The sequence below is a fragment of the Bacillota bacterium genome, from assembly GCA_013178305.1.
Taxonomy (GTDB): Bacteria; Bacillota; Sulfobacillia; order JABLXB01; family JABLXB01; genus JABLXB01.
Genome location: JABLXB010000004.1, coordinates 1 through 24,566, shown reverse-complemented (window position 1 = coordinate 24,566; position 24,566 = coordinate 1). Strand labels below are relative to the sequence as shown.

Below are 24,566 nucleotides of genomic sequence, written 5' to 3'. Positions count from 1 at the left end.
GGTATCCCCATGTCGAGAAGTATTGGCGCCAGACGCGGCGCAGCCGCGCCGGTCGCAAGGCTCGATCTCAACGAGAACCCCCGCGACCTCCCGGCCGGCCTGAAGCGTTCCATACTGCGGAAGGCGATGTCTCTCCCGTTTAACAGGTATTATTCGGAGCCGGGCGGGCCGTCGGGAAAGGGCATCGAGGATCTCCAGGCGGTCATCGCGGGGATAAACGGGGTGCGGCCCGACATGGTTACACTCGGAAACGGGTCGGACGAGCTCGTGATGCTCAACGTGTTGGCGGCAGCCGGCCCACGCGGCCGCGTGGTAACCTGGACGCCGACCTTCGGGGTTTACGCCATGGCGGCGCGGGCCGTGGGTAGCGCGCTCGTCGAGGTGCCGCTGGATTCGCGGTTCGAGCCGGATGCGGCGAGGATGGCGGCGGCGGCGGACGGACCGGATTGCCTGGTATTCATTTGCAGGCCCAACAGTCCGACTGGCAACATCTGCGATGCCAGGTCGGTCGAATACGTGCTCGACCATACGGCCGCTACGGTCGTGGTGGATGAGGCATACCATGAGTTCTGCGGCGAGACGGTATTGCCGCTGATGCGGAAATACCCGCGCCTTTGCGTAATGCGCACCCTGTCCAAGGCGTTCGGCCTCGCGGGCCTGAGACTCGGGTACATGCTGGCCTCGCCGGAGTGCACTGCCAGGGTGAGGTCCTTGAAGATGCCGTTCAACATAAACGTGTTCACTCAGATGGCGGCGATTGAGGTACTGAAGCGCCGCGAGACCGTTACCAGGGCGGCGCGCAGGATCGCGCGCGAGCGCGCCCGGCTCGAGGAGCGGTTGTCGGAAATCCCCGGGCTCACCGTGTTCCCAAGCGTGACCAATTTCGTACTGGTCCGCGTCCCGCTGGACTCGGGCGAGGCGCACAGGGCGCTTCGCGAGAAGGGCGTGTACGTGAGACACCTCGAGAACATGCCCGGGTATCTCAGGATAGCCGCGGGTTCCCGCGCCGAGAACAACAGACTGGTGCAGGCGCTCAACGCGCTGTTGGGGAGGGATGCCGATTGACCGTGACCGCCACGGCGTCCAGGAAAACGCTCGAAACCGAGGTCGTGGTGAACCTCAACCTCGATGGGATGGGCAAGGCCGTGGTCTCAACCGGAATGGCCTTGCTCGACCACCTCGTGTCGTCGATGGCGTTCCATGCGGGGTTCGACCTCGCTCTCAGCGTGTCTTCCCCGGGGTTCTTCAGCGCGCACCACGCCGCGGAAGACGCCGGGATAGTCCTCGGTGAGGCGTTCCGCGAGGCCGCGCAGTCCTCGCTCGCGGGGGTGGCCCCGGGGATCGCACGGTTCGGCGATGCCGCCGTCCCGATGGACGAATCGCTGGTCCTTGCAGCCGTGGACATCGGAGGCAGGGGGTGTTTCCGGTGGGACATCCCGGTGGAGGACAGGTCGACCGATGGCTTCGAGTGCCGCCTCGCGGGGGAGTTCCTCAAGGCATTCTGCTCAAACGCGAAAGTCGCGGTACACTTGAAGTATGTGTGGGGCTCCGACCCTCACCACTTGCTGGAGGCGTCGTTCAAGGCGCTGGCGGTCGCGATGAGGGAGGCGCTCGCGCCCGCGCCCAACCGGACCGGGGCTCCCTCGACGAAGGGCGTGCTATGAGCCGTAAGGCTGGCTTGAGCGAGGGGTTGCCGCCTTGGTAGCCATAATAGACTACGGCGCAGGGAATCTGATGAGCATATCGAAAGCTGTCCTCAAACTCGGGTTTGAGTGCAGCGTGACGTCGGACCCCGATACCGTGCGCCGCGCGCGGTCGGTGATACTACCGGGCGTCGGGGCGTTCGGCCCGGCCGCCGGTTTCCTGAGGTCGACCGGTATGGACGCGGCCGTGCGGGAGGCCGCCGGCGAAGGCAGGCCGCTCCTGGGGATATGCCTCGGGATGCAGCTCATGTTCGAGGGCAGCGAGGAGGGAGAGGGGGTCGCCGGCCTGGAGTTGTTGAAGGGACGAGTGTCGAGACTCCCGGCGGGCATACGCGTCCCGCACCTCGGCTGGAACACGGTAGAGTCGCAATCAGGGCCGTTGTTCGCGGGGCTCGACGGTGAGAGGTGGTTCTACTTCGCCCACTCTTACTCGGTTGAGCCCGTGGATCCAGCCGTAGTCACGTCGCACACGACCCACGGCATCCGGTTTCCGTCGTCCATTTCGAGCGGTGCGGTTTGCGGGGTCCAGTTCCACCCCGAGAAGAGCGGCGCTGCCGGTCTTGAACTACTGGATAACTTCCTTCGTCTGGGACTCTAGACACGCGTCGAAGAGATGGGCCAAAAAGGAGGTAGCCTCGTGCTGATCATTCCCTCGATCGATATCATGGAGGGGAAATGCGTTAGGCTGAGGCGGGGGCAGGAGTCAGAGAAGACCGTCTTCTCCAGCACGCCGGTGGCGGTCGCCAGGGTGTGGGAGCGGCTAGGGGCGCGGTTGGTTCACGTGGTAGACCTCGACGGGGCGTTCAAGGGGAAGCCCGTGAACATCGATGTGATCAGGGACATGGCGAGGAACCTCAAGACGCCGGTCCAGGCCGGCGGCGGCATCAGGAACATGGACGACCTCAACACTGTGTTTCAGGCGGGTGCTTCCCAGGTGGTACTCGGCACCGCCGCGATATCCGACCCCTCCTTCCTGCAACAGGCGTGCGCGGCGTACCCGGGGAAGGTGCTGGCCAGCATCGACTTGAAGGCGGGACGCGCGGCGGTCATGGGGTGGAAAGAGACAACCAGCGAGCCCATCCCGCAGATCATGAAGAGGTTCAAGGAGTCGGGTGTCGTTCGCGTGGTTTTCACCGACACCGCAAGGGACGGCATGTTGGGCGGGATCGACCCTGCTGTGGTGAGGACTGTGCTGGGTCACGGCCTGAAGGTGATCGCCGGCGGGGGGGTCACATCTTACGAGGACGTGGCCGTGTTGAAGCAGATGGAACCGGAAGGAATAGAAGGTGTGATAATCGGCCGGGCGCTCTACTCGGGTGGCCTGAAACTGGAGAGGCTGATCGCGATGTTCCAGGAGCCTGCGGGGTGCGGCTGACCTGAGGCGGCCGGCCGGAGTCGGGGGACCTCGAATGCTGGCGAAGAGAATAGTGCCATGCCTTGACGTCAAGAACGGCAGGGTGGTCAAAGGGATCAACTTCATAGAGCTGCGCGACGCCGGGGACCCGGTGGAGCAGGCGCGATACTACGAAACGGACGGCGCGGACGAGGTCGTCTACCTCGACATATCGGCGACCCCGGAGGGCCGCAAGACATTTGCCGACCTGGTTGCCAGGACCGCCGCGGAGGTGTTCATACCGCTGTCGGTGGGCGGAGGGATCCGCGGGGTGGACGACATCAGGGCCCTGCTCAAGGCAGGCGCGGACAAGGCCTCCCTCAACACCGCCGCGGTGGCCGACCCATCGGTGATAACGTGGTCGGCGGAGAAATTCGGGAGCCAGTGCGTGATCGTGTCGATCGACGCCAAGTGGGATGGGGAACACTGGGAGGTCTGGACGCACGGGGGCCGGAGGAACACCGGTCTGGATGCGCTGGAATGGGCGGTCAAGGCGGTGTCCCTCGGCGCTGGTGAGATACTGCTGACCAGCATCGACAGGGATGGCACCAGGCAAGGGTTCGACGTCGCCCTCACCAGGGCCGTCTCGGAAGCCGTCGATGTCCCCGTGATCGCGTCGGGCGGGGCCGGCTCCGAAGAGGACTTCGTTGACATCTTCGTGGACGGGCGGGCCGACGCGGCCCTGGCGGCGTCCGTGTTTCACTACAGGGAGATCTCGATACCGGCGCTCAAGAGGCGACTCGCCTCCGAAGGGGTTAAGGTGCGAAATGTCCTGGGTTGATACGGTAGAATTCGATGAAAACGGGCTCGCCCCGGTTGTCGTGCTGGAGCACGGCACGGGCCAGGTGCTGATGCTGGCGTACGCAAACCGCGAGGCGCTCGAGCTCACGCGGTCGACGGGCCAGGCGTGGTACTGGAGTCGCGAGCGCCGGAAACTCTGGCGCAAGGGGGAAACCTCGGGCAATACCCAGCAGGTCGTCTCTGTCTCGCTCGACTGCGACCGCGACGCCGTCCTCTACACGGTCGTCCAGACGGGTGACGCCTGTCACGAGGGGCATCATTCCTGCTTCCACAACCCCACGGAGGGGCCGTGCACCGCGGAACACGGGCGCCCGCCCGGGGCAGCGGAGGAGGGGCGTGACCTCCTCGAGCGCTTGACGGGCGTAATCGAGCAGCGCAAGCGGGACATGCCCGAAGGCTCGTACGTCGCGCGCCTCCTGGCCGGAGGCCGTGAGGCGGTCGCGAGGAAGGTAGGCGAGGAGGCGTCCGAGTTCATGGTCGCGTTGCTCGCCGAGGGCAGGGAGCGGGCGGTCTCAGAAGCGGCCGACCTCCTGTTCCACTCCATGGTGGCGCTTGCGGCCGCAGGCGCGAGCATCGAGGACGTCCTCGCCGAACTCGGCAAGCGCGAGGGCGCGCCGCAGTTGAGCAGGAGCGTGAGCCGGCACACGGAGGCGACGTGATGTTCTTCGACTACCATATCCACCTCGAAAACGGCCCACTGGACATGGAATGGCTCGAGCGGTTCGCAGAGGCCGCCGTCGCCCGCGGGGTCTCGGAGATAGGCGTATCCGAGCACATCTTCAAATTCACCGAGGCCGGCCCACTGTGGCCGTCGTGGTGGAGGCTGACCCCGGACCGTTCGCTCGAGGATTACGTGGATCTCATAGCCGCGGCCCGCGCGAAAAACCTCCCCGTGAAGATGGGCATCGAGTGCGAGTACCTGACCGGCATCGAGAAGCGGCTGGCCGCGTTCCTCGAAGGGGTCCCGTGGGATTACGTAATCGGGTCCGTGCATTTCATAGACGAGTGGGGATTCGACGACACGGACAGGCTCGACACATGGGACGGCAGGGACGTGGATGACGCATACAGGCGGTACTTCTCGCTCCTGGATGAAGCCATGACATGCGGCCTGTTTGACATGATAGGGCACCCCGACGTCATCAAGGTGTTCGGCCACCGCGCCTCGTTCGACCTTCGCCCCCTGTACGATACGGTGGCCGCCACCGCGCGGCGGGCGGGTGTCGTGGCCGAGGTCAGCACCGCGGGGCTGAGGAAGATGGTAGGGGAGATGTACCCGCACTTCGAGTTCCTCCGCGCACTGTCGCGCGAGGGTGTCCCGATCGCGATCTCGTCGGACGCCCACTATCCCGAGCACGTCGGGTACGAGTTCGCGCACGCGGCGCGCTACGCCGCGGCCGCCGGCTACACCAGGGTTACCAGGTTTGCTGGCAGGAAAGTGTACGGCGAACCCCTCGGCTGAGCCACCGGACGTCACGGTCCGGGCGACTGCCCCCGCTCCGGCGTCATTTGAGCCCGTACCTCGCCATTTTGGTGTACAGAGCCGACCGTGGGATCCCCAGGAGGTTCGACGCCCTCACCCTGTTGCCCTTGCACGCTTTGAGAGCCTCGGCTATCGCCTGTCTCTCCGCCTGCTCCATGATGCTCCTGAGCGTGATCGAGCCCCCGTTCACCCGGGGGCTGCTCGCGCTGCCCGCGATCTGGAACGGGAGGTGGCTCGGAAGGATCACGGGTTCGTCCACGGTGTTTATCATCCGCTCCAGCACGTTGATGAGTTCCCTGACGTTCCCCGGCCACTGGTAGTTCACGAGGCTCTTCATCGCTTCGGGTGAAACCGTCTTCCTGGGGAGCCCCATCTGCGACCCGAGCCTGTTCAGGATGCATTCGACCAGGATCGGGATATCCCCGGCCCTGTCCCTGAGGGGCGGAATAACCAGCGACACGATGTTCAAGCGGTAGTACAGGTCTTCCCTGAACTGGCCCTCGGCGATCATCTTCTCGAGGTTCTTGTTGGTGGCGGCAACCAGCCGGACGTCGACGGGTACGGTGTCGACCCCGCCGACGCGCTGGATCTCCTTCTCCTGCAATACGCGGAGCACTTTCGCTTGCATGTCGATGGGCATGTCGCCGATCTCGTCGAGAAATATCGTCCCGCCGGCCGCCAGTTCAAACCTCCCGGGCTTGCCGCCCTTGCGAGCGCCGGTGAACGCGCCCGCCTCGTAGCCGAACAGCTCCGACTCGAGCAGCTCCTTGGGAATGGCGGCGCAGTTTATCTGGATGAACGGGCGGTGCGCGCGGGGGCTTGCGCTGTGAATCCCGTGGGCGAGAATCTCCTTTCCGGTGCCGCTCTCGCCGCGTATGAGCACCGTCGAGCTCCCGCGGGCCACCTTGAGCGCCAGTCCCTTGATCTTGACCACTGCCTCGGACTCCCCGACGATGTCGTCGAGGCTGTACCGGGCGCCCTTGATCCGGCTGAGCTCGCGCTCGTAGTACTCCAGCCGCTTCTCCGCGAAGTTGAGCTTCTCGGCCAGCGCTTGCAGTTCGTTGACGTTCTTGAACATGACCTTGCCGACGGCGCCGATTATCTCCCCGTCCTTCTTGATGGGGATGCGCTGGACGACCATCTCCTGACCCTTGATCTTCTGCACCCAGCCGATCTCGGGGACGCCCGTCTTGACCACGATGTGCATCCTGGTGTTCTCGATACACTCGGTGACGTGTCTTCCGATCATCTGATCGCGGCTTATCCCGAGGAACTCCTCGTACGCCCTGTTGAACATCCTGACCACGCCATTCTTGTCCACGACCACGATCCCGTCGTAGGCGATCTCGAGGATGGTCTCCAGCGTCTGGGCGTGGTTCTTGACGTCGCTCAGTTCCTCGATGATTTTCTGTAGCTCGGTCACGTCCTGGAATACCGCGATCGCGCCGATCACCTTGCCGTTCTTGATGACCGGTGTGCGGTTTGAAATGACCAGCGAGTTGCCGATATGGAACTTCTGGCCGATCTCCGCCTTGCCGGTGGCAACGACGTCGGGGAGACGCGAGTTGTGCAGGACGTCCGCTACGTGCCTGTTGATAGCCTCCGCGGGACTCTTCCCCGAGAGCTTCCCCGCCGTCGAATTGAACAGGATTATCCTGCAGTCGGCGTCCACGGCGATGATCCCGTTAGTGGTGGAGTCCAGCACGACGCGGAGCTCGTCCTGGATGCTCTCCATCCGCTCGAACATCTTCACGACCAGCCTGTTGTGGTCGATCATGCCCACGGATTGGCCGGTGGCCGATACCACGACGGCCTGGCGGTTCGCCTCGTGGATCCAGTCCTCCACCATGGCGTTCGACTGGACGCAGAATATATCGCGGTGGCACACGTCGCCGACCCTGCCCAGCGGAAGTCCCTGGGCCGCCGCGGCGAGACGCTCCCGGTCGATCGTTCCGACGACGTTCCCGGCCGTCGATACGACGGGGGCTCCCGGCGCGCCTACGCGGTCTATGGCCGAGAGCGCGGCCTTCACAGTCTCGTCCGCGCCGATGGTCAGCGCGATAGGGTCCATGACGTCTTTGGCTGTCCAGGTCCTGAGCATGGCATCTCACTCCGGGGCGGATTTTCCGCAGGATTTCACCATTTATGGGGGCTCATCCTGCATCGGGACGCGGGCAGGGCCGGCTCCGCCTGGAACCGGCCCTGCGTGGGCTGCTGCCGGGGCCCCAGGTCCGCGGCGGCGGCGGCCGGCTAGCCAGCACGGGCGAGGGCCGCGACCCTCGAGGTCATGCGGCCCACCGCCCGCATCACGGACGACCGTACCTCTTCTGGCGTGAACGCGGGGGCGTACCCCAACTTCTCCTGCGCGAGCGCCTCCGACAGCTCCCACCGGCCCATCATAAACGGCGAGCCCCTCCATTGGTCTTCGGGAACTGCGTGGACCCCGGCATTCGAGCCTGCGGCCCTGGCGATCGCGGTTGCGACGTCCTCCCAGCTCACGAACCCGCTCGCGACGTTGAAAGTACCGGCACGATTGGACTCGGTCGTGACCGCCAGCTCCACGATGCGCGAAAGGTCGTCGAGGTGCAGGAAGGATCCGCCCGCGCCGGCCACCACCTCGAGCGGGTTGCCGCGCAGGGCGGCGACCGCCATCTCCCGCAGGTGACGCCCACCGATGTCGTCGCCGTACGCCCACCAGAATCTGATGTTTGTGACCTCGAGGCGATGATGGGCTGCGTAGGCGAGGTTCAGGTTCTCGGCCGCCACCTTCATGGCGGCGTAGAACGGCTTCCTGGCCAGATCCACCTTGAGGGGGTGCGTCTCGTCAATGGGCACCCTCAGGGGTGCCCCGTACACGACCGCGCTGCTGGTGTACACGAGGCGCCGCACGCCGCTTGCCACCATGCGCTCTAACAGGTCGATGTGGCCCTTTATGTCGGTCGCGAGGAGTGTACGCGGGTCGTCGCTGAACGACCAGGCGAGGTGGACCACCGCGTCCATCCCCGCTACGGCCTCGCCGAGGTATTCCTCGTCCTCGACCCTGGCGCAGACGGTGTCGAGCAGTCCGGCGCAGTCCTCCGGGAGGCCGGCGCGCAGGTCGCTCACCGCGGGACTGGCATCGAGCGCCCTGACGTTCCAGCCCTTCTCGAGGTAGCGCCTAACGAGATGACGCCCCACCGACCCGGCAGCGCCGGTAATCAGCACCTTCACGGCAGCCCCTCCTCAACGCCTCTCAGGTGGCCAACACCAGGATCGCCGCACCAAGCATGGCCAGAAGGCCCAGCGTGTTAGCCGTCGCGCTCCCGCCGACCATCCCGCCGAAGTAGATGGCGAGAAAACCAGCCCAGAACACGGCTATGGACAGGAGCCTCGCGGAGAGCTTGTTCTTGACGTACGAGGGTTCGAACTTCCCTGCCACCTGTCACACCTCCCATGGAATAGACTGAGACGGGCTACAGCCCGGCCCTGGGGAACATCGAGACCAGCACCAGGGACAAGACGCCGGTGACCAGGCCGATAATTGCTCCCGTGGTCAGAGTCCTCGACATGACCTCCCCCTCGCGGCCCGGTATTCCCGCGGAGCCCGTGCCGAGGGTGATGTTCATGGGGCAGTGGATGTTTCCGATGGCGCCGCCGACAGTCTGCGCCCCGGCTACCAGGAAGGGGGTGATCCCGAGCACGAGTGCCGTGTCACGCTGGAACGCCCCAAAAAGGATGTTGGACGCGGTGTTGCTTCCGGTCATGAACGCGCCGAGCTGGCCGATGTAGTTGGCGAAGAACGGGTACAGCGCGCCCGTCGCCTTCGCCGTTCCGACGGCAAGGAGGGTCGTTATGCCGTGCTCCATCATGACCACGGACATCATGCTGAGAGGTATTAGCGTGAGGCTGGCGGGTATCGCGGCCTTGATCAACCTCTCACCGATCTTCTTCCATACCTGGGGCTTGAACAGGCCGGCGATGGTGTAGATCGCCACCGAGATTATCAGCGACCCCCAGATGATCGAGCCGGGCATGGTGAAGATGCGTAGCGGGGAGTACTTGGCGGCCTTGGCGTTCACGAACCCCAGCGCTGTCTTGGTTTGAGGCCATGCGGGGCCGAGCTGAAACTGGTTCTGCTCCAGTATTGCCCTGATGTTTGGCGTCCCCAGCACCGGCTGGAGAAGTGGCGACAGGTATATTGCCAGCACAAGGACGATGATCACGACGTAGGGGAGGAACGCCTGCCCGAAGGTCAGCTGCCTGCTTGCCGGCTTTTGGCCCTCTTTCGTGGCGGGGGCCGTTACCGCCGGGCCTGTGCCTGCCTGTGCAGCCACGGTCTGGTCGCTCACCTCGACCCTGTAGAACGGGAATTTGCGTATCAGGCTACCCCACGCCAGGCCGACAAACCCCGCCATGAATCCGCCGATTGAGGGGAAAACGTACGCCGAGAACAGGAAGATCGCCATCCCCTGTATGACCCCGAGCGACAGCCACGGGAACCACCCGCGCTTCACCTCTCTCCATGGATCGCCGTAGACGAGTTTGGAGTACCAGAACGCGCCGAAGAAAAACATCATGACGCACATCGGGACGAAATAAACCGCCGACCACAACGCCAGGGGTTTCTCCGCCAGGCCGGTCATCCGCTGGAGGGTCCAGTAGGAGCTGCCAAGGGAGCCGAACGTTACGGTCCAGCTGTGACCGAGCAGCGGGATAGTGACCGCCAGGATGGGGTCGAAGCCGAGACCGATAAGGAGCGGCGCCGTGACCGCCACGGGGGTCCCGAATCCGAGCACCCCTTGCATCCAGGCGGGAAACACCATGCCGATTATTAGGATCTGGAGTAAACGGTCGCCGCCCGTGACCCTGTTGAATGTCGACGTGATCACGGGGAACCCGCCCATCCCGTCGATGAGCCCATAAACCGACATGGCGCCCCAGACTATCAGGAGGATAAACAGCGTCTCCCAGAGACCCTTGGCGGTGCCGCTCGCCAGGGTGGTCACGTCGCCGCCGAAGCATGTCAGGGAAACGAGTGCCGCCCACAGCCATGCGACGGCCCCCGCCTTGGCCCCACCCCAGCGAAGCGCCACCATGAGGACGAGCACGGTCGCTATCGGGGAGATCCCAAGGATCCAGGTGCCCGGGGAAAGGTAACGCGCCATTACTTCAATCACTGCACTCTACCTCCCAGAGGGTACGTTTAGGGAACGGGCCCGGAAACTGGATCTCGATACACGCGCACCGGCCGGGACACCGGCCGCGGGAGCGACCAGTGTCCCGCGTATCACACGTACCTCCTCGTTAAGCCGTTGCGGGCGGCGTCACCGCTTTGATGCCGGCCTCGACGCACTTCGCGTCGATGAACTGCTGGATCTTCTCGATGTGCTCGGGTTTGAGGTGGCGGAACCTTCCCTGCCTGGTGACATATTCCGTGACGGGGAGCCTCTTCTCCGGCTCCAGGGTGAGTTTGAAGCGGCCTCCGGACACCTCGTACATCTGCCACATGCCGGTCTGCACGGCAAGCCTGCCCATCTCCAGGGTGAGATCGGGAGCGAACATCCATCCCTTGGGACAGGGGGCGTGGATGTGGAGGTATGCCGGGCCGGTGGCGTTCAGCCCCCTCCTGACCTTGTTCATCAGGTCGAGCGGGTACGCGAGGGACGCCGTGGCTATGAACTTCAATGCCGGGTGGCCGGCGGCCATGAGCTTGGGGTTGTCCTTTTGCCATATCCTCTTGCCCTCGGGGATCACCGGGCCGGCGGGGGTGAACGTGGTCCACGCGCCCCACGGCGTGGTGGGCGACGTCTGGATGCCGGTGTTGGCGTAGGACTCGTTGTCGTAGCAGATGATCAGCATGTCGTGGCCGCGGTACGCCGCGCCCGAGATGCTGGTCAGCCCTATGTCGGTGGCGCCGCCGTCCCCCGCCATCACTATCACGTTGGGGTACTCGCCCGTTTTCTTGCCTTTGCGCAGTATCGCCTTGTATGCGGCCGCGATTCCCGAGCCCACACCGCCGCCATTGGTGATCTGGGCGTGGATCCACGGCACCTTCCACGGGCCGCACCCGTAGCTGGTGTTAGCGACGTACATGCAGCCGGTCGGGCCTATGAATATGGTGTTGGGACCGGCCGCCTTCGCCACGAGCCTGTACACGAGCGCCGGGCCACAGCCCGCGCAGGTACGGTGGCCGGGCGCGTAATACTCTTCCTTCGGGGCTTTAGCCAGCGAGCGGATGTCTTCAAGCATGTCGTCACCCTCCTTTCGATCAGGCGCTGAGCTCGAACGGCAGCCAGTACGTATCCTTCTCGACGACGCCCGTCCTGGCGGCCTCGAGCATTACCTTGCCCATCGAGTATAGCTCCTCGCGGCTTATGACCTCGCCGCCGAGACCGGCGACGAAGCCGATGGTCTTCACCCTGTCGCCGAGGCCGTACAGAGCGGTGCGGACCTCGCTGAAGAGGACACCCGCTCCGCCGCTGATACCGAAGCACGCGTCGTTGTTGACGATCCCCACTACCTTGAATCTTGACAGCCTGTCGCATACCTCCCGGGAGGGAAACGGGCGGAAGGTGCGGAGCTTCACCACGCCGACCTTTGCGCCCTGATCCCTCATCCTGCGGGCGACCGCCCTGGCGGTTGCCGCGTGCGCGCCCTGTATGAAGAACACGGCGTCGGCGTCCTCAGTCAAGTACTCCTCCATCCAGGGATCGTACTTCCGGCCGAAGATCCTGCCGAAGTCCTCGTGCGCCTCGACGATCACCTTGCGCGCCGCGTCGACGGCCATCTTCCTCTGGTACTGCAAGGGCGGGCCCATCTTCGGCTCGATCTGCGCGCCGATGATCTGGGGCTTGTTCGGGTCGAGGGAGTGGTGGTTCTTGTATGGCGGCAGGAACTCTTTGACCTGAGCGGGGTCGGGGATGTCGACCTCGCCGGGGATGTGTGACACGAAATACCCGTCCTGGCATGCGAACTGCGGGAGGAGAACCCGCGGGTCCTCGCCTATGCGGTAGAACAGCAGGCTCAGGTCCAGCGCTTCCTGCGGGTTCTCCGCCCAGCCCATTATCCAGGCCTGGTCCCGGCAGCACAGCGCCTCGGTGTGTTCCGAACCGAAGTCGCCGGGCGGGTCGAGGGTCCTGTCGGCGATCATGCACTGGGCGGGGAGTCGCGCGCCGGACATGGGGGAGTACACCTCGAAGGCAAACGTTACCCCGACGCCGGAGCTCCCCACGAACGTCCTGGCGCCCGCTGCGGACGCCCCATACGCAATAGCTAGCTGGTCGTGCTCGCCCGCAGCGTGGAGTATCTCGGCGTCGAGCTCCCCGTCGGCCACCATCCTGGTAAGTTCCGACATGACGCCCGTGTAGGGCCTGATGGGGTACGTGGCGATGACGTCGACGTCGGCGAGTTTAACCGCATTGGCCGTCGCCACAACCCCGGACATGAACTTTTTCTTGCCCACGATCCTTCACCCCCTAATCCTTGAACTCAAGCTCCGGAACGTACGTGATCGCCCCGACCGGGCACTCCTGGCCGCAGAGGCCGCAGCCCTTGCAGAACTCGTAGTTCCATGTGAGGCCATCATCGGTCTGGGTAATGCAAGCGTCGGGGCACACGATCCAGCAATTGAGGCACTCGGTACACAGGTCCCTGTTCTGGACGGGCCGCTTCATTTTCCAGCAGCCTGTCACCATCCCGCGGTTGACCGTCGTCGGGCAATCGACGGTTCCGGCGAACGGCATCTCGGTATGCGTCATCTGACCACACCTCCTTACTGGAAGAAGCCCGCAGGCACTTCCCAGACCTGGGCGGTCTTGAACCCCATGGTCGCGGATTCCGGGTCTTTCACTACCTTGCAGAGAGAATCGAGGTTTACCCAGCCCGTCGCCTTGACGACGGCGCCTGCGAGGGGCGCCGCCAGGCCGCCGCCGATCCCCGACGCGTCGGTGGCGCCCTCTGCTCCGGACAGCGTCACTATCGTCTGCGAGATCCCGGACGCATCCACGCAGACCACCTTCGCAAGGTTAGCGGCGTTGCGCAGGAACCCCGCGATATACTCAGGGCTTCGCCTGGTGTTTACCACGAGCACGCCGCCCGGCGGCATCCCGTCAAGTACCTGGCAGCCTTTCACCAGCGACTCCTCGACGAGCACCACCGCGTTTGGGTTCTCGTTTTCGTAGATGTACCTGGACTCGATCGGCTCGTCTGCGATCCTGGCGTACGAGCGTACGGGCACGTGCACCCTGTCCGGCAGGTCGACGTAGTTGTCGAACGCCTGGACGTACTTGCCCTCGGATGCGGCCGCGTTGGCCAGGGCCACCGCCAGGTCGCGGGCCTCCTTGTTCTGGAGCACCCCGCGACACCAGATGGACGCCTGTTTCAGGGTCTTTTCCGCGAATAGCTCCCTGGCATCCAGCATCTTCATCCACCATCCTTTCCAGCCTTATTCTCGGACCCGGGCGGGCCGCCCGGACCGTGCGTCCGGCGACGGGCTTCACACTTGCCGGCCCGCCTCCGGCGACTCTAGCCCTGGTAGCGATGGCATCCCTCCTTCACCTGACCCCTGATGGCCTCTACACCCGCGGCGAAGTGCCTCATGGACAGGCGGAATTCCCCGGTTCCGCCGGCCGCGACCGCGCTGCGCGCCATGTACTCCCGCACGGCGAGGATGGACGCGTGGCGGCAAACGCCCGCGAGATCGGAACCGGTGAAGCCCTCCGTCATCGCGGCTATCTCGATGAGGTCCACACCGGGCTCGAGCGGCGTCTTTCTCGTGTGGACCTTGAGTATCTCGAGCCTGCCGCTGGAGTCCGGGGGTTTGAACTCGACTATGAAGTCGAACCTCCCGGGCCTGAGCAGAGCGGGGTCGATGAGGTCGATCCTGTTGGTGGCGGCGAGTACGACGACTCCCTTGAGGTCTTCGAGACCGTCGATCTCGAACAGCAGCTGGCTGACGAGTCGCTCCGAGCCGCCGGCCGTGGCGCCGTGGCCGCGCGTGCCCGCGATTGAATCGAGCTCGTCGAAGAAGAGGATGCACGGGGCGGCCTGCCGGGCCTTCCTGAACAGCTCGCGAACGGCTTTCTCGGACTCACCCAGCCACTTCGAATACAGGACGGGGCCCGGCACCGGAATGAAGTTGACTCCGGTCTCGGTTGCGACGGCTTTGGCTACAAGGGTCTTGCCGGTGCCCGTGGGTCCCGAAAGCAGGACGCCTTTCGGCGGGGTGATCCCGGCCCGCTCGTACAGGTCAGGGTGTTTCATGGGCCATTCGACCAGGGAGGCCATGGCCTGTTTCACGTCGTCGAGAGCGCCTATGTCGCCCCAGCGCACCTCGGGCACTTCCGAAAAGAACTCACGCATCGCCGAGGGCTCGATTTCCTTCAGTGCCTCGAGGAAGTCGCCGGCGGTGATGGTGATCTCGAACAATTCGCCGGCGACCACGCCGGCGTCCGCCAGCGGGTCGCCGGCCTCCCGCACTTCCGTCCCGCCGCTTCCCATGCGCGGCAACAGGCGCCGCAAGGCCCGCATCCCTGCTTCCCTGCACAGGTTCGCAAGGTCGGCCCCGACGAAGCCGTGCGTGAGGTCGGCGAGTCTCGCCAGGCTCACGTCCGGGGCCAGCGCCATGCCGCGGGTGTGTATCCGGAGTATCTCGAGACGGTCGCTCTTGTCGGGAACGGGGACGGGGATCTCGCGGTCGAAGCGGCCGGGGCGCCTCAGCGCCGGGTCAACGAGGTCGGGCATGTTCGTGGCCGCGAGGACTATGACGTCGCCCCTCGCCACCAGCCCGTCCATGAGCGCGAGGAGCTGGCCGACCACGCGCTTCTCGACGTCTCCGAGCACCTCACCCCGCCTCGGCGCGAGCGCGTCGAGTTCGTCGAGGAATATCACGCTAGGGGCCTTGCGCCTCGCCTCGTCGAAAATCTCGCGCAGCCGGGCTTCGCTTTCGCCGTAGTATTTGTGCATTATCTCGGGGCCGTTTACGTGGATGAAATGCACGTCGGATTCGCTCGCGACCGCGCGGGCGATCAGAGTTTTCCCGGTCCCGGGTGGGCCGTACATGAGGACGCCCCTCGGCGGCTCGATCCCGAGGCGGCGGAACAGGCCGGAAAACCGGACAGGCATCTCTATGAGCTCGCGGATCCTCCGTACCTGCCGGTGGAGCCCGCCTATGTCCTCGTAGGATACGCGGATCTGGCGACCGTCCAGGGTCTCAGGCGGGCCGACCTTGACCTGGGTGTCGGCCGTGATCACCACCGGCCCCTTCGGGGCGGAGCCGGTGACGGTGAACGACTCGAATTGCTGACCGAGCAGCGGCGCCTCCACCCTGTCGCCCTTCGTCACGGGGAGCCCCCGTAGCGAACGCGAGAGATACTCGATGTCCCTCTTCGAGTCGAACTCGCGGGCGAGAAGGGGGGATAGGACGACCGAAATCGCGGGGGAGGGCTCGCACTTGCGTACCCTGACCGGTTCGCCGACCGCTGTGCCTGCGTTTTCCCGGGTCACACCGTCTATCTGAATAACGCCGAAACCGTACACGTCGCCAAACGCCGGCACCACCCTGGCGCAGGTTGTGCGCCTTCCGGCGATCTCGACGTAATCACCGAACTTGACGTCAAGCACGCCAAGGTACGACACGTCTATCCTGGCGATACCCTTTCGCGCGTCATCGGGCAGGCACTCCTGTACCTTTAAGGTTGCTTCCGGGCGCCGCACATCGTCACTCACCATCCGACCTCCCCGCACGACAACCTGTCCGAACTCCCTGCTTAGGCGGCCTTTACGCTCGTCTCAGGCAGGTTTTGTCATGGGATACGGTATACCAAGAGTGAGCCGAAAAAGCGCGCCTGCCTCAATGCACTGCCGCGCGTTATGCCCTCGTAACCGTCGATTGTATGCTCATGTAAGCCGCCTTGGAGCGGTTGACGTGCTCGCGCGAGCGCGATTCGGCGAGGTCCGAGTCTCCCGTCTCGATGGCATCGAGCATTGCCGCGTGCTCTGCCTGGGCCTGTTCGATCCTGCCCGGTATGGTGTATGCGACGCGGGCATACCAGAAGCTCTGGTGCATCAGGGTCTTGAGCATCCCCGCGAGCCTGGGGCTCCGCGCCGCGCGGAATATCGTCTCGTGGAAAAGGACGTGGAAATCGTGCGCAGTGGACGAATCCCCCCGGGCCGCCGCCGACCGCAGATCGGTGAGGATCTTTCGCAGCCTCGTGACGTCGCGGGGCATCCTGCGCTCCGCGGCCAGCCGGCTGGCCAGAGGCTCCAGCGACGACCGGATCATGAATACCTCCACAACTTCACCTGCGCTCACGCGTCGGACCACGCATCCTTTACGCGGAAGATGCTCCACCAGGCCTTCCGATTCCAGCTTCCGGATGCACTCTCTTACAGGGGTCCTGCTGACGCCGAGCCTGTCTGCGATATCTCGCTCTATCAACCTCTGGCCCGGTTCAAGTTCACCGGTGAGGATCATCCGTCGCAGCGCCCCCAGCAGTTCCTGTGTTACCGGATGCCAGCAAGCGAGGCTGATGCCCACGGGTCCTCCCGCCAACGAAAAGCCTCCTCCGAAAAGCCATGGCGTGTATGGCAGCTATTGGCATATGCTTTCGACAGGCTGTTGTGAATTCCTGCCATCCGGAATTGTACTTTCCCGGTTTCGATTTATGCGGGCGCGGCGCTCACTATGTCACGGCGCAGAAAGGAATGGATTGACGCAGGGAAGAACTACTAAGGACTCCAGCGAGCACTTGGGGGTGCTTTCATGCCGGTGGTCAATCCTCAGATTTTCCGCGAGTACGATGTGAGGGGACTCGTAGGCAAGGACTTGAGCCGTGAGACGGTCGACCTGATCGGCAGGGCGTACGGCACGTACATCAGGCGGCGCGGCCTGACCGACGTTGTCGTGGGGCGTGACAACAGGCTTTCTTCGCGCGCGTACAGGGACACCATCGTAGAGGCGCTTCTCGAAACCGGCTGCAACGTCATGGATATCGGCCTGGTTGTGACACCCATCTTCTACTTCACCCGTGCGAGGTACGGGATAGAAGGTGGCGTCATGATAACGGGCAGCCACAACCCTCCCGAGTTCAACGGGTTCAAGCTCGGCAAGGGCGTCGCGACAATGTACGGGGAGGAGATACAGGACCTGCGCAGGCTCGTGGAATCCGGCAGGTTCGAGAAGGGCCGCGGCTCTCTCAGCATGCTCGACCCCGTCTCCGAATACATCGAGACCATCCGAAACGGCATCAAGCTGGGCCCGCGGAAGGTCACGGTCGTTGTAGACTGCGGGAACGGAGCAGGCGGGTTGTTCGGCCCTCGCGCGCTGGAAGCGATCGGCTGCGACGTCATTCCGCTGTTCTGCGAGCCTGACGGCAACTTCCCCAACCATTTTCCCGACCCGGTAAAACCCGAGAATTTGGCCCACCTGGTCGAAGCCGTGCGGAAACATGGCGCCGACGTGGGCGTGGCTTACGACGGGGACGCCGACAGGCTGGGGGCGGTAGACGAAAACGGGAACCACCTCTGGGGCGACATCCTCATGGTCCTGTTCTGGAGGGAGATAATCCCCAGGCATCCGGGTGCGGACGCCCTGGTAGAAGTCAAGTGCTCCCAGGCGCTCGTCGACGAGATCAGGAGGCTCGGAGGGAACCCCATATTCTCGAAGACGGGGCACTCGCTGATTAAGGCGAAGATGAAAGAGATCGGCGCCATATTCACGGGCGAGATGTCGGGCCACATGTTCTTCGCGGACGAGTACTACGGGTTCGACGATGCGATCTACGCCTCCGCCAGGCTCATGAGGATAATCTCGCACAGCGACAAGAGCATCTCAGAGATGCTGGGCGACATTCCCAGGTATTACTCCACCCCCGAAACCAGGGTTGACTGCCCGGACGACGTGAAGTTCAGGGTGGTAAAGGAAATGACGGAACACTTCCGGTCGCGGTACGACGTAATAGAAGTGGACGGTGCGCGGGTGCTGTTCCCGAAAGGGTGGGGCCTCGTCAGGGCGTCCAACACCCAGCCCGCGCTGGTCCTGAGGGCGGAGGCGACCGACCCCGAATCGCTCGAGGACATAAAAGCTCAAATGCAGGGGAAACTGTCGCAGTACCCCGAGGTCGGTGAGATAGACTGGTAGGGTGGGTCCCGGTGCTATAATAGATGTGTGACCACGAAGGCGTCAACGGGAGGGGCATACTATGGTCCGCGTAACCGTTGAGAAGGTCGGGCTGGATGTTGAAACCGACCAGGCCATCGTGCTTCTGAAGGACGTCGAAGGCAAGATGGTCTTGCCTATATGGATAGGGCCGGCGGAGGCTTCGGCCATCGCCCTCGCTCTCCAGGGCCTGAAGGCCCCGAGGCCGCTCACCTGCGACCTCCTGAAATTGGTGCTCGACTCCCTGGAGACGCGAATGGCCATGGCCATGGTCCACGACCTCCGCGACGAGACCTTCTTCGCCCAGCTCGTCCTCGAGAAGGGCGGACAGACGTACGAGATCGATGCGCGGCCGAGCGACGCGATCGCCCTTGCGCTCCGGTTTGACGCCCCGATTTACGTCGCCGAACCGGTGCTGGAGCAGGCGGGCGTGCCTGCCCCGACCGACCACACAGTGCATTGAGCCCCATGCGGATTCGCGATGTCGAGATCAATCCCCCCGTCGTGCTGGCGCCGATGGCCGGCGTCACCGACAGCGTCTTCAGGCGTATCGCCAGAGGGCATGGGGCGCAGCTGTCGTACACCGAGATGGTCAACGACAGGGGGCTCGTCAGCGGCAACAGGGAGTCTCTCAGCCTTATCCGGATACGCCCCGGGGAAGGCCCCGTCGGTGTGCAGATCTTTGGGTCGGACGCCGGATCGATGGCTGAAGCGGCCGCCATAGCAGCGGGCGCAGGGGCGTGCCTTATCGATATCAACATGGGCTGCCCCGTGCCGAAGGTAGTGAAGTCGGGCGCGGGCGCCGCGCTCATGCTGAACCCCGGCCTCGTGGCAGCTATCGTGGGCAGGGTTTCTTCGGCGATCCGGGTGCCCGTCACGGTCAAGATCAGGAAGGGATGGGACGAGGGTAGCGCGAATCCCGCCGGGTTCGCCGCGATCCTGCAAGACGCTGGGGCGGCGGCCGTGACTGTCCATGGCCGAACGCGGGCGCAAGGGTATTCAGGCCGCGCCGACTGGAACGCGATCCGTGAGGTGAAGCTCGCGATTTCGATCCCCGTCATCGGCAACGGCGACGTGGACGGCGCGGAGGCGGCCACGAGGATGATGCGCGAAACGGGCTGCGACGCGGTGATGATAGGCCGCGCCGCGCTGGGGAACCCGTGGGTATTCGCCGAGATCGCCTCGGCATATTCGGGAGAGAAGCAGCCGGAGCCGCCGGCTCCCGAAGAGCGAATCAGCGTCGCGCTGGAACACATTCGCCTCGCCGTCGGCGAGGCCGGCGAGACCCGTGCTGTGCCGGCAATGCGGAAACATATCGTATGGTACACCAGGGGCATGAAAGGGGCAGCCCGCGCAAGGCGCGCCATAATGGAGGCGCGCACGGCGGACCAGGTGGAAACGGCTTTGACTGCGCTCCTGGCAAAGGAGACTTGAATGGACATTCCTGTCGTGGCGGTCGCCAACGGCATTCTGCCCCGCGCGGATGGGGGCACCGTCCGGGGCGTCTTCCTCGACCCCTCGACCGCCTCAATGATGGCTCAGGTGGGAGTCGGTGGCACCTGCCTTCTCTTACCCCACTCCATCGGATCCGGTGAGATATACCCTGTCGGCGTGGTCAGCCGGATCGAACAGGCGTGGCTCCGGCCCGTCTTTAACCCGTATTTGAATTCCGGCTGTACCGCGCTGTTCGCTGAGATGTCCGGCAGGGGCAGGGCGAAAGCGAGCGGGTACAGGCTCGAAGGCTCGACGGTGGTCGCGGAGGATGTCGAACCGGTGGACCTCGGCCAGCTGTGGTCGTCCGGGTACCCGGTCATCGACGGCTCGGGATGGCAACCCACGGGTGGCTTCACCGAGATAAAAGGGGCCTGCGACCTGCCCATAACGATCTACGGGTTCGACCTCGAATCCAGTGAAGAGGTCGAGGTCACCGGAAACGTGGGCGGCCTCGTACCGCCCGAGAAGGCCCACACCCTCGAGCACGCCATCATTCGATGCCTCAGAGAGCATGCCCTGTGCACGCCGAAGAACCTCGCAGGGGCGATCGAAGCCGAGACGGCGGAACTCAAGGAGTCGCTCGAGATCGGGTTCACCTTGCGGAGACCGGAGGTGTTCGGACTCACGCAATCCGGCCAGTGCGGCAACCCGCTTACAAACCTCGCCCATTTCTATCTGGCCCGCGAGGTCGTCGAGAACCTCAAGGAGGGTCAGGACCTCCGGGATTCGCTCGAGGCCGCGCGGCTGAAAGCCCTCTCGCGAATCAGTGGGGACCTCGGGCTGAGCACGGAGCCGGGCATCCGCGTGTTACAGGGTCTGAAGAAGGGCATGATGCACGACGACACGAGACTGACCCCCTCGTTTCTCAAGAAGGTTCTCAAGCGGTTTCCAAGGAGTCCCTGGAACTGACAAGGAGGACTCCTGATGGGAGTGTACGGCTTCGTCAGTCATTTCCTGGACGCCTCCGGACTCGCGGCGCGGTACCGTTTCGGGAGCGTCGTCCCTTCAGCTATTGTCGAGGCGGCCGGCAAGTACCTGCTTCCACCGAGCGTGTTGAAGGCGCCCGCGGTGTCGTCGCGCTACGGTTCCGCGTCGGGCTGGCTCGCTTATGTCTCACTCACCGCGAGGCAGGTGCGTGACCTGCCCCGTTCTACAGTAATTCGCAAGGCCGGCGCCGGAGTCCAGGCAGCGAAGAGGCGCGGCGCGACGGTCGCCGGCCTGGGGTTCACACCCGCGCTCGCGCGCGAATCCGCCCAGGCCATCGCGCGCGCCGCAGGTGTCCCGGTCATAACAGGTTCGGGCTTCGCTCTGTCTGTCGCCGTGGACGCCATCGGGCTGGCCGCGCGATCCATCGGTTTCGATTTGCAAGGCGCCGGCGTGACGGTGGCCGGCTGGCCATCGCCAGCGGGGGAGGTGTGCGCCCACCTGCTTGCGCGCGTGTGCTGCAGGTTGACACTCGCGGGGCCGGCGGGCGCTGGCTGGCGCGGGCTCGCCGGTTCGATCATGGAGTCTACCGGCCTCTCACCCCGCATCACCGCCGATACGGCTGCGGCAGCTTCGCGAAGCGATGTCGTGGTGATGGCAGGGGCGGTGAATGGGCTGGAGACCGCCACCTTTAAGCGGGGCTCCGTCGTGTGGGACCTTGCCGGATCTGCCGTGGCCATTCTTCGGCACGCTGAACGACGGGGCGTGCTCGTAATCGATGGCGGACTGGTCGAGGCCCCGCAAGACCGGGCTGATCCCGCGGACCCACCCTCGCTGGTGGAACCCGCGCTGGCAGCGGTGATGGCGGTGGCCATGGAGGAACGGTTCGATGGCCGCCTGGAAGGACGCGAGGTGTCAGTTGCGGAGGCTGACGAAATGAAGCGCCTCGCGGAGAGGCATGGATTCAGGACCGCAGGACCGGCGCAGGCGGGCAGGCTTCTCGGACCTGCGGAAATCGACAGGGTTACGGGTGGAGGCTACGTCCCTTGACAATGGTTTTGCCGTTCCCTATAATATAAGTTGGTCTTCAGATGGATATATGTGGGAACACCTGAGCACTGCGGGCCTTCCGGCCAGCCAGTGCTTTTGAAATATCGGGACCACCCGGCTTTTTGTTTGGCCCCGGCGGGCCGGGAATAGGAGTACCGGTGGTCAAATATACTCGTTCTGAATACGAGGAAGGCCAGCGCAACTACCTCATCGGGAAAAGGAGCGAGAACTGATGGCAGAAAAGGAGGTCATCCTCTCGCCCGAGGGTCTCAGGAAGATCGAAGGGGAACTCGATCACCTGAAGTCCGTACGGCGCAGGGAAGTGGCCGAGAGGATAAAGCAGGCGCGGCAGTTCGGGGACATCAACGAAAACTCCGAGTACGACGACGCCAAGAACGAGCAAGCCTTCATCGAGGGCAGGATCATCACACTCGAGAAGATCCTGAGGAACGCCAAGGTGGTCACCGGCTCGGGAAATGCTCCTGATCAGGTTACCATCGGTTCAACCGTCAAGGTGAAGGACCTCCAGACAGGCGAGATCCACGAGTACATGATCGTCGGGTCCGCCGAGGCGGATCCCTCCATGCAGAAGATCTCGAACGAGTCCCCGGTTGGAAAGGCCCTCCTCGGGCTCCGGACCGGCAGCGTCGTGAGTGTTTCCGTCCCCGTCGGTGTACTGAACTACGAAATAACCGAGATAACGCAACACTGACTTTGCGCAGCGTGCCTCGCGCCGGCCTGCGCCGGCGCGTGAATCAGTCTCGCTCGGAGGGCTTATGGACGAGGAAAGACTCGCCGGAATAGATCAGTCGCGCCTTCAGAAACTGGACAAGCTTCGCGAGTCGGGGATCGACCCGTTCGGCCACAGGTTCGAAGCGACGAACCACGCCGCGGGCATCCACGGCTCATTTGAGACCCTCGACGGAAAGGACGTGTCAGTGGCGGGGAGGCTCATGGCCATCCGCCATCACGGAAAGGCCGCGTTCGGTGACGTCCAGGACCTCACCGGCCGCATCCAGGTTTACATCAAGATGGACACGGTAGGAGAGCGGGCTTTCGATCTGTTCTCCACGCTTGACGTGGGCGATATCGTTGGTGTGTCGGGGACCGTCTTCCGGACCCGCAAGGGCGAGGTAAGCATCTGGGCCAGGAGATTCGAACTGCTCACCAAGTGCCTCAGGCCGCTCCCAGAAAAGTGGCACGGCCTCAAGGACGTCGAGGTCCGCTACAGGCAGAGATACCTGGATCTCATCGTCAACCCGGGAGTCAGGGACACGTTCATAACGCGATCCAAGATCGTCCGGTCCATCAGACAGTTCCTCGACAAGAGGGGGTTCCTCGAGGTCGAGACACCGGCCATGCAACCCATCGCCGGCGGCGCGACGGCGCGCCCGTTCATAACCCACCACAACGCGCTGGACATCGACCTGTACATGCGCATAGCGCTGGAGCTCTACCTGAAGAGGCTCATCGTCGGCGGGCTCGAGAGGGTATACGAGATCGGGCGCAACTTCCGGAACGAGGGCATCTCGACGAAGCACAACCCCGAGTTCACCATGCTCGAGATATACCAGGCGTACGGCGATTACACTGACATGATGAGCCTGTGCGAGGAGATGATCTCAACCGCAGCACAGGAGGTGTTCGGGAGCACCAAGATCGCCTACCAGGGCCACACCGTCGAGCTCGCACCGCCGTGGCCGAGGATGCGCCTGCTTGACGCCATAAAGCAGTACTCCGGGATCGACGTCTCGGGGGTCCAGACCGACGAAGAGGCGCGGGCGGTTGCCTCGAAGGCCGGCCTCACCATGGACAAGGCCGTCACGAAGGGCAGCATCATCGACAAGTTGCTCGAGGCGTACGTCGAACCGAACCTGATCCAGCCGACGTTCCTGACGGACTACCCCGTCGAGGTGTCGCCGCTCGCCAAGCGGATGCCGGACAACCCGTCGCTGACCTATCGCTTCGAGGCGTTCGCCGGCGGCAGGGAGATCGCCAACGCTTTCTCCGAGCTCAACGACCCGATCGACCAGAGGCAGCGCTTCCTCGAGCAGGTCCGCGAGAAATCGAAGGGGGACGACGAGGCCCACCCCATGGATGAGGACTTCATCACCGCGTTGGAGTATGGCATGCCACCAACCGGTGGAATGGGCATCGGTATAGACAGGATCTGCATGCTGCTGACCGACTCGCCGTCGATAAGGGACGTCATCCTGTTCCCTCTGCTCAAGCCGAGAGACTAGGGAGTAAACCGGAGCAAACTCGCAAAAAGCTGCTGAGAACGGTGAGCCGTCTATCCAGACGGGCCACCGTTTCTATTGATTCCGCGTGAACGGCGTGCTATATTATCACTTGCTGCCATGACGGGGCGACAAACCCTCGATTGACAGCCAGAATGCAAGCGTGGTACAATGAAATTCCCACGATACATGGACTGACGTTGAGTGGGGGACGCATTTGGTCTTTGAAAACTGAACAGTGTGCGAAGGAGCCTAAGCGGCCCGAGTGGGGTGAGCGGAGCTGGAGGCAGGCGGTGAGCCTGCGGAAGGCCGAGCGGCACTATGAGGGTAAGTAAAGGTAATG

Annotated in this window: 22 protein-coding genes and 1 pseudogene; 14 read left to right on the top strand and 9 right to left on the bottom strand. The window is 64.0% G+C overall.

What is annotated here, in order from left to right; translation table 11 throughout:
- The first annotated feature begins 9 nt into the window (after positions 1–9).
- Genes HPY55_10095 through HPY55_10065 form a run of 7 tightly spaced genes read left to right on the top strand, consistent with a single transcriptional unit; the run spans position 10 to position 5,359 of the window.
- Positions 10–1,065: a histidinol-phosphate aminotransferase family protein gene (locus HPY55_10095; GenBank protein ID NPV70980.1), complete on the top strand. Its 1,056-nt coding sequence runs from the start codon at positions 10–12 to the stop codon at positions 1,063–1,065.
- Positions 1,062–1,664 (top strand): imidazoleglycerol-phosphate dehydratase, encoded by a 603-nt coding sequence (locus HPY55_10090; GenBank protein ID NPV70979.1) that lies wholly within the window; start codon positions 1,062–1,064, stop codon positions 1,662–1,664. The genes HPY55_10095 and HPY55_10090 overlap by 4 nt, the downstream gene beginning before the upstream one ends.
- 34 nt (positions 1,665–1,698) lie before the next feature.
- Complete coding sequence (gene hisH, locus HPY55_10085) at positions 1,699–2,301, top strand: imidazole glycerol phosphate synthase subunit HisH (protein NPV70978.1); 603 nt, start codon at positions 1,699–1,701, stop codon at positions 2,299–2,301.
- Positions 2,302–2,340: 39 nt separating this feature from the next.
- A complete protein-coding gene (gene hisA / locus HPY55_10080; GenBank protein NPV70977.1) occupies positions 2,341–3,078 on the top strand; it encodes a 1-(5-phosphoribosyl)-5-[(5-phosphoribosylamino)methylideneamino]imidazole-4-carboxamide isomerase in 738 nt (245 codons plus the stop codon).
- Positions 3,079–3,112: 34 nt separating this feature from the next.
- Positions 3,113–3,877, top strand: coding sequence for an imidazole glycerol phosphate synthase subunit HisF (gene hisF, locus HPY55_10075; protein NPV70976.1), 765 nt, complete (start codon positions 3,113–3,115; stop codon positions 3,875–3,877).
- The gene (locus HPY55_10070; GenBank protein NPV70975.1) at positions 3,864–4,556 is read left to right on the top strand and encodes a bifunctional phosphoribosyl-AMP cyclohydrolase/phosphoribosyl-ATP diphosphatase HisIE; all 693 of its coding nucleotides are present in this window, start codon (positions 3,864–3,866) and stop codon (positions 4,554–4,556) included. The genes hisF and HPY55_10070 overlap by 14 nt, the downstream gene beginning before the upstream one ends.
- Positions 4,556–5,359 carry a histidinol-phosphatase gene (locus HPY55_10065; GenBank protein ID NPV70974.1) on the top strand — a complete coding sequence of 268 codons (804 nt, stop codon included), beginning with the start codon at positions 4,556–4,558 and terminating at the stop codon, positions 5,357–5,359. Before HPY55_10070 ends, HPY55_10065 begins: the two co-directional genes overlap by 1 nt.
- 43 nt (positions 5,360–5,402) lie before the next feature.
- On the opposite strand, the gene HPY55_10060 is transcribed toward HPY55_10065, so the two are convergent.
- The 9 genes and pseudogenes from HPY55_10060 to HPY55_10020 all read right to left on the bottom strand — a co-directional run bounded on the left by HPY55_10060 (position 5,403) and on the right by HPY55_10020 (position 16,910).
- Positions 5,403–7,481 (bottom strand): sigma-54-dependent Fis family transcriptional regulator, encoded by a 2,079-nt coding sequence (locus HPY55_10060; GenBank protein ID NPV70973.1) that lies wholly within the window; start codon positions 7,479–7,481, stop codon positions 5,403–5,405.
- Between the two features lie 149 nt (positions 7,482–7,630).
- Positions 7,631–8,590, bottom strand: a complete 960-nt coding sequence (locus HPY55_10055; GenBank protein ID NPV70972.1) for an NAD(P)-dependent oxidoreductase — start codon at positions 8,588–8,590, stop codon at positions 7,631–7,633.
- A gap of 22 nt (positions 8,591–8,612) precedes the next feature.
- The gene (locus HPY55_10050; protein ID NPV70971.1) at positions 8,613–8,798 is read right to left on the bottom strand and encodes a hypothetical protein; all 186 of its coding nucleotides are present in this window, start codon (positions 8,796–8,798) and stop codon (positions 8,613–8,615) included.
- A 34-nt stretch (positions 8,799–8,832) separates the two neighbouring features.
- Positions 8,833–10,536, bottom strand: coding sequence for an L-lactate permease (locus HPY55_10045; protein NPV70970.1), 1,704 nt, complete (start codon positions 10,534–10,536; stop codon positions 8,833–8,835).
- Between the two features lie 127 nt (positions 10,537–10,663).
- Positions 10,664–11,608 (bottom strand): pyruvate ferredoxin oxidoreductase, encoded by a 945-nt coding sequence (locus tag HPY55_10040; GenBank protein NPV70969.1) that lies wholly within the window; start codon positions 11,606–11,608, stop codon positions 10,664–10,666.
- Positions 11,609–11,627: 19 nt separating this feature from the next.
- The gene (locus tag HPY55_10035) at positions 11,628–12,821 is read right to left on the bottom strand and encodes a pyruvate ferredoxin oxidoreductase (protein ID NPV70968.1); all 1,194 of its coding nucleotides are present in this window, start codon (positions 12,819–12,821) and stop codon (positions 11,628–11,630) included.
- A 13-nt stretch (positions 12,822–12,834) separates the two neighbouring features.
- Positions 12,835–13,778, bottom strand: a pseudogene (locus HPY55_10030) (4Fe-4S binding protein).
- 104 nt (positions 13,779–13,882) lie between these two features.
- Positions 13,883–16,084: a CDC48 family AAA ATPase gene (locus tag HPY55_10025; GenBank protein ID NPV70967.1), complete on the bottom strand. Its 2,202-nt coding sequence runs from the start codon at positions 16,082–16,084 to the stop codon at positions 13,883–13,885.
- 142 nt (positions 16,085–16,226) lie between these two features.
- Positions 16,227–16,910: a GntR family transcriptional regulator gene (locus HPY55_10020; protein NPV70966.1), complete on the bottom strand. Its 684-nt coding sequence runs from the start codon at positions 16,908–16,910 to the stop codon at positions 16,227–16,229.
- 210 nt (positions 16,911–17,120) lie between these two features.
- Here HPY55_10020 and HPY55_10015 point away from each other — a divergent pair, with 210 nt between their 5' ends.
- The 7 genes from HPY55_10015 (at position 17,121) to lysS (ending at position 24,226) form a co-directional block, all read left to right on the top strand.
- A complete protein-coding gene (locus HPY55_10015; protein ID NPV70965.1) occupies positions 17,121–18,497 on the top strand; it encodes a phosphomannomutase/phosphoglucomutase in 1,377 nt (458 codons plus the stop codon).
- Between the two features lie 61 nt (positions 18,498–18,558).
- Positions 18,559–18,978 carry a bifunctional nuclease family protein gene (locus HPY55_10010; protein NPV70964.1) on the top strand — a complete coding sequence of 140 codons (420 nt, stop codon included), beginning with the start codon at positions 18,559–18,561 and terminating at the stop codon, positions 18,976–18,978.
- Between the two features lie 5 nt (positions 18,979–18,983).
- The gene (gene dusB, locus HPY55_10005; GenBank protein ID NPV70963.1) at positions 18,984–19,949 is read left to right on the top strand and encodes a tRNA dihydrouridine synthase DusB; all 966 of its coding nucleotides are present in this window, start codon (positions 18,984–18,986) and stop codon (positions 19,947–19,949) included.
- Positions 19,950–20,918: a hypothetical protein gene (locus HPY55_10000; GenBank protein NPV70962.1), complete on the top strand. Its 969-nt coding sequence runs from the start codon at positions 19,950–19,952 to the stop codon at positions 20,916–20,918.
- A gap of 15 nt (positions 20,919–20,933) precedes the next feature.
- A complete protein-coding gene (locus HPY55_09995; GenBank protein NPV70961.1) occupies positions 20,934–21,983 on the top strand; it encodes a hypothetical protein in 1,050 nt (349 codons plus the stop codon).
- A gap of 232 nt (positions 21,984–22,215) precedes the next feature.
- A complete protein-coding gene (greA, locus tag HPY55_09990; GenBank protein ID NPV70960.1) occupies positions 22,216–22,695 on the top strand; it encodes a transcription elongation factor GreA in 480 nt (159 codons plus the stop codon).
- 64 nt (positions 22,696–22,759) lie between these two features.
- Positions 22,760–24,226, top strand: coding sequence for a lysine--tRNA ligase (gene lysS / locus HPY55_09985; protein ID NPV70959.1), 1,467 nt, complete (start codon positions 22,760–22,762; stop codon positions 24,224–24,226).
- The last annotated feature ends 340 nt before the right edge of the window (positions 24,227–24,566 follow it).